Source organism: Ornithinimicrobium sp. (assembly GCF_051004135.1).
Taxonomy (GTDB): Bacteria; Actinomycetota; Actinomycetes; order Actinomycetales; family Dermatophilaceae; genus Ornithinicoccus.
Genome location: NZ_JBPCKQ010000022.1, coordinates 1 through 4,938, shown reverse-complemented (window position 1 = coordinate 4,938; position 4,938 = coordinate 1). Strand labels below are relative to the sequence as shown.

At 66.7% G+C, this 4,938-nt stretch carries 5 protein-coding genes; 1 reads left to right on the top strand and 4 read right to left on the bottom strand.

The genetic code is table 11. The annotated features are described in order from the left end of the window. Positions 1-223: 223 nt before the first annotated feature. From ACR2FV_RS01270 to ACR2FV_RS01255, 4 genes are all read right to left on the bottom strand, one after another. A complete protein-coding gene (locus tag ACR2FV_RS01270; RefSeq protein ID WP_434013917.1) occupies positions 224-739 on the bottom strand; it encodes a putative immunity protein in 516 nt (171 codons plus the stop codon). A 231-nt stretch (positions 740-970) separates the two neighbouring features. Then, positions 971-1,270, bottom strand: a complete 300-nt coding sequence (locus ACR2FV_RS01265) for an addiction module antidote protein (RefSeq protein ID WP_434013916.1) — start codon at positions 1,268-1,270, stop codon at positions 971-973. Continuing rightward, positions 1,263-1,580 carry a type II toxin-antitoxin system RelE/ParE family toxin gene (locus ACR2FV_RS01260; protein WP_434013915.1) on the bottom strand — a complete coding sequence of 106 codons (318 nt, stop codon included), beginning with the start codon at positions 1,578-1,580 and terminating at the stop codon, positions 1,263-1,265. Before ACR2FV_RS01260 ends, ACR2FV_RS01265 begins: the two co-directional genes overlap by 8 nt. 456 nt (positions 1,581-2,036) lie before the next feature. Next, positions 2,037-3,068 carry a tyrosine-type recombinase/integrase gene (locus ACR2FV_RS01255; RefSeq protein ID WP_434013914.1) on the bottom strand — a complete coding sequence of 344 codons (1,032 nt, stop codon included), beginning with the start codon at positions 3,066-3,068 and terminating at the stop codon, positions 2,037-2,039. A gap of 422 nt (positions 3,069-3,490) precedes the next feature. Between ACR2FV_RS01255 and ACR2FV_RS01250 the strand changes: the two genes are divergently transcribed. Next, positions 3,491-4,519 carry a DUF6308 family protein gene (locus tag ACR2FV_RS01250; RefSeq protein ID WP_434013913.1) on the top strand — a complete coding sequence of 343 codons (1,029 nt, stop codon included), beginning with the start codon at positions 3,491-3,493 and terminating at the stop codon, positions 4,517-4,519. Positions 4,520-4,938 lie beyond the last annotated feature (419 nt).

Genomic DNA, 4,938 nt, shown 5'->3' with positions numbered 1-4,938 from the left:
GGCCAGTGCACGCTGAACAAGACCCGCAGAAAGCGCTAGAACCGGCGGCGGTATACGCATCACTCGTTCAGCGTCCCACGCAGCTCCGCCGAAGTCACCGTCGGCTACTGAGCAGACCCCTCACAATTAGGTCCTCTCGCGGCGGAATGCGGCACCTTCTCCAGCTTGGCTCGATCAGCGGATCGCGCCAGTTCCCAAGTCCCTATGGCGCACCCAAGCCCGCTCAACAGTCGAACACTGACCAGCAGATGTCGTTGCGCAGGCGTTGGTCGTCCAGTACCAGCTCACGAATATCCTCAGGGAGCTGGTCACGCTGCCACTGGCACTCGAGTCGGCCCGCAGCCTCGATCTGCCCTTCCGGCGCCGCAGCGCGTGCGGCCTTGATGCCGTAGGCGGCCGCACCGAGTTCGTGCGCGGCGACGTGCGCGACGGCGCCAGCCTGGCCAGCAGCGTATGCCGCATGCCGCGCTGCCCCACGCAGCGGTCTGGCCGCACCCATGGCGTGACCGCCCGCCGCACGGGCCTGCATCATCTGGACCTCACCACGGACCCAGGCGCGGGCATGTCCGATGGCTTCACGTGGTCGTGGGTCATCAGGCTGAGCCGACTCGAAAAGGGGAAGAACGTGGTCCGCGCACGACGCCGCCCAGAGAGCGAGGAGATGGTGATCCGAATCAGTGAGACTCCCGCCGCGACGAACCGTCACCAAGCGAGGGTCCCGAACCTTGGGGAGGATCATCGACTCGGCGCTCCCTCTCCTGGTGTCCCATCCAACACCACAGGAGTCGGGACAGGCTGGGTTCCAACCGTAGCGTCGTTCCAGGACCGGGGCGGGCTTTCGCAGACGTGCGGCAGGGCGAAACCCACCGCGCTTCCAGCGCACGACATGGCGCCGACAGGCGGCGAAAGGACGCACGTGCTCATCGGAGCAGAATGCAGCGGCGCTGGTGAGCCTGGCTGGCGTCTTGGGTCAGGCGACGGTGTGCAGTTCGAAGCGCAGGCCGAGTGCGTTGGTGACTTTCAGAATGGTCGACCACGTCGGGTTGCCGTCGGCTGAGAGTGCCTTGTATAGCCCGTCGCGGCTCATGCCCACTCGCCGGGCAAGTTCGCTCATGTTCTGCGAACGGGCGATGACGCCCAGTGCCCGGGGGATAGCGCTCGGATCCTCGGCCGACTCCTGAAGTGCGATCTCCAGGTACGTTGCGACGTCGTCGAGGTCCTCAAGGTAGTCGGCGGCATCGAAGCGCGTGTACTTGCCGTTCTTAGCCATGGTCCTGGCCCTCCTCGCTCCGGTAGTCCTCTGCCAGCTGGTATGCCCGCTCGATGTCCCGCGGCTGTGTTGACTTGTCGCCACCGCGCAGCAACAAGATCACTCGTGAGCCGTCGTGTAGGTAGTAGACGCGGTATCCAGGACCGAATGTCAGTCGTAGTTCCCAGATGCCGTGGCCAATCGGCTTGGCATCGCCCGGATTGCCCGCAGCAAGCCGGTCGAGACGTTCGACGATGCGGAGTCGGCCGACCCGGTCTTTGAGTTTCCGTAGCCACTTGTCGAAGTCGTCGGTACTGACGACTTCGACCATGTGTCGACTATAAATGACACTCGTCGACGTGAACAAGCCCCCAGGGGCGCGCTGTTCGCGACAGGTGCGCGAGTTCAGCCCCGGCGTCGTGTCATGTCCCAGGCTCGTTCGAGCGGGGTAGGTGCTCCAGCCAGCCAGCCAGCCGGCACCGGCCAAGCCAGCAAGATGAGTGCCACTGCCGCTGGGGCCACCAGTATCCGCCGCCCACCCATCGCGACGAAGAAGACGCCGATAGCGATGGAGCCCGCGGACAGGATGAGAGTTCAATACCCCCGTTGGACGGGCCACCATGGGGCGTTGCGTTGTGAACGCGGGTTCTCCACGAGCGGCAGAGTCGCTGGGGCGGATGGGTCTGACGCCTCGATCAAGCCAGAGCAGGGGCGCGCATCAGCACGCACGCGGGGGCACCCCGATCCCGGGGCGCGTTCGCGCCTCATGCAGTGGCGGTGACGCGGATCAGTTCACACCCGTGTCCATGGCCACGGAAAACTCAGGCGCACGGATTGGGCGAAACGTGCGGACAGCACATGTCGCCGACTGAGCACGACGGGAAAGCGCTAGCTGTCTTGGACCCAGCCCAAACTGGACGGAAGCGCCGCTGGTGGGTCGGCTCTTCAGACACCGGCGACGTATGCGGTGAGGAAGTGGACGGCGTGTCGGTCGAGGTTGCCTCGGGCGCGGTCGTAGTGCTCGGTGGTGCAGGGGTCGGCGTGCCGGGCCAGGATCTGAGCGTCCCGCAGGGGGACGCCGGCGTCCAAGGCATTGGTGATCGCGGCGTGCCGCCAGTGAGTGCGGGCTGATGTGCCTTGGGATGCTTGCGACCTTCGCGATCCGGGTGACCATACGGTAGGCGTCGCGTCGCTCGATCGGCTTTCCGGAGACCGGTCGCAGCACCAGCGGCCCGCAGGTCCGCTGGCCGCGGCAGGCTTCCAGGACGCGCAGGACCGGGAAGGTGAGCGGCATGGTGGCCGGCTTGTTGCCCTTGCCGACCAGGTGCAGCACCCGGTGTCCGCGCAGAGTGTCGGCGTAGTCCTCGATCCGCACCGCCGCGGCTTCGGAGGCGCGCAGGGCGTTGATGCCCAACAGGTAGGCCAGGGCGCCGTGATGGACGGTGAGGGTCTGGGCGATCTGAAGGAACCGGATCAGCTCGAGCCGGTCCAGCCCATGGGTGCGGGACTCATCCGTGTGGATCTTCGGCAGCCGGGCATAGACGGCGGGGTCCGCGGCGATAAGGCCGTCGATGTGGGCGAACCGGAAGTAGCCGCGCACGGCGTGCAGCATCGTCACGACGGAGGAGTCCATCAGCCCGCCGTCGCCGAGCTGGCGGATGTACAGCTCGACGTGGGCTCGCTGAATCCCGACCAGCGGGTCCAGCGCGCTTCCCTCGCACCAGGCGAACCACTGCTTCAGCTGGTAGGCGTACAGGGTGTGGGTGCGCCCGGAGTAGCGGGCCAGGTAGGACACCGCCGCCAGTTGGGCGGTTGACATCGTTGCGGGCTGGAACGGCAAAAGGGTGGTCGGACCGGACATGGGGGTCACCTCACGCAGCGACCTGGCAAACGGCCCGGACCCCGCTCGCCGCCAACGCGGCCAGGCACCTGGACCTCACCGACGCTAACCCCGTTCGGCTCGTCACGGGCGTCCGCAGGCGGCGGAAAGACGCGTTCGGCACGGAAGTAGCGGACGTCTCAGGCAACGGCTCAGTTGGACCAAGAAGGAGGCAGTGCTACGCAACGCGGTATGGCGGTGCGTTTTGGTAGTTCTCGATTTGTGCACACCAACCTGTGAGCGGGGCAAAGTCGGACGGGCCGACTCGGGGCTGACGCTACGGCCGGATTGCCGGGAGGTGCGGCTGACCGCTTCTCGACACCAACGCGCCGCTTGTTTGCCGGCTTCGGTACCGTCCGGGGATGGGACTACGGGACATCACTGACGCGGAAGCGGTCAAGCGTGCGATTGCCGAGTACGACCGGCTGGGCGAGGCTGCGTTCCTCGAGAAATACGGGGTTCGTCCGGCGAAGGACTATCACCTCGTGTACGAGCACAGGCGCTACGCGTCCAAGGCGATCGCCGCCGCGGCGCACGGGCACCAGCACGGAACCCCTCTACGTTGGGACGAGCTGCGCGGAGGCAAGGACAACGTTGCCCCGGTACTGCGCGCCCTTGGCTTCGACGTGCGAAGCCGGGCCGAGAGCGAATCGATTGACCTGTCCCCGGGAATGGTGGGCGGTATTGGAACGGTCACTCTCAACGACGCCGTCCAGCGCACCACAGCCTTCTGCACCAGCCCGACCAGCGGCTGGCAGACCTACGACCTTGCTGGCCCGGCGGCACGGGCCGCTGGTCATTTCGATGAGCTGGCTCCCTGGTCCCTGCTATGGGCCGACGCACTGGCTGGCCGTCTGTCTGTACCCGACCTGGCCGGCTTCACGCTCGAGCGCCGTGAGGACCTTGCTGCCCGGTTGGCGCCGATCCCCCGAGCACCGCTGGCCGACCTCAATGACACCGCGCTAGACGCGCTCACCCTCGCCTGCAGGTTCGGCTACCCAGGCGTTTGGGCGCCCAAAATCACGAAGATGCTCGCCCTGTACCGGCCCGAGCAGGTGCCCGTCCTGGACGGCTACGTGGCCATCGCGATGGGATTCGAGCGGACCGGCTTCAGTGAAGGCAGAGAGCCGCGGTGGGCGCGCATCCTGGCCACCCTGAGTGCGATGCGCTCGGTGCTTCGCGAGCAAGCAGAGCGCCTGGCGGCTGTGCGTGAGCGGGTGCGCGAAGTCGTGCCGCACATCGACGTGGCGACCGACCTGCGCCTCCTCGACATCATCATCTGGACGTCGCAGGACGACCGGATGAGTCGGCCCGGCAGCGCAGCGGACTTCTGGCTGAACCGAAACCCTGGAACGTACGCACCCGACCCTCCGACGGGGGTTCCCGCCTAGCCCTGGTCTAGCCCGACGCCAGCCCACGTCGGCCCCGAGCAGTGTCGCAGGGTGCCGCCGCACGACTCATCCCACCACCGAGGAGCAGGGACCAGCTAGGGATCCTCGGTCGCTAGGGATCCTCGGTCGCTAGAACTCTGACGTTTGTCTTGAGTTCTAGGGCCGAGTACACTGGCCAGGTCTGCTCCACAACTCGCAGGATAACCTCCTGACCAGCCACTTTGATGGCACGGCCGACTCCCTTGGAGCTCGGCACCTCGGCGCAGCAGACGGCGGCGGCCAGCCATATGGGCCGCGGTGCCCATGTTCGCGTGCGCCCACAACACCCAGGCAGCCCGCACCTCGGCGGTCAGAGGCGGAGCCTCACTGGTTGTCCGCCCTCGTAGTACGCGGTGCTGTTGTAGGTGTGAGGCCCTGGT

Coding starts and splice junctions, on each gene's coding strand:
- ACR2FV_RS01265 (WP_434013916.1), bottom strand. CDS start 1,270: ATGGCTAAGAACGGCAAGTACACGCGCTTCGATGCCGCCGACTACCTT.
- ACR2FV_RS01260 (WP_434013915.1), bottom strand. CDS start 1,580: ATGGTCGAAGTCGTCAGTACCGACGACTTCGACAAGTGGCTACGGAAA.
- ACR2FV_RS01255 (WP_434013914.1), bottom strand. CDS start 3,068: ATGTCAACCGCCCAACTGGCGGCGGTGTCCTACCTGGCCCGCTACTCC.
- ACR2FV_RS01250 (WP_434013913.1), top strand. CDS start 3,491: ATGGGACTACGGGACATCACTGACGCGGAAGCGGTCAAGCGTGCGATT.
- ACR2FV_RS01270 (WP_434013917.1), bottom strand. CDS start 739: ATGATCCTCCCCAAGGTTCGGGACCCTCGCTTGGTGACGGTTCGTCGC.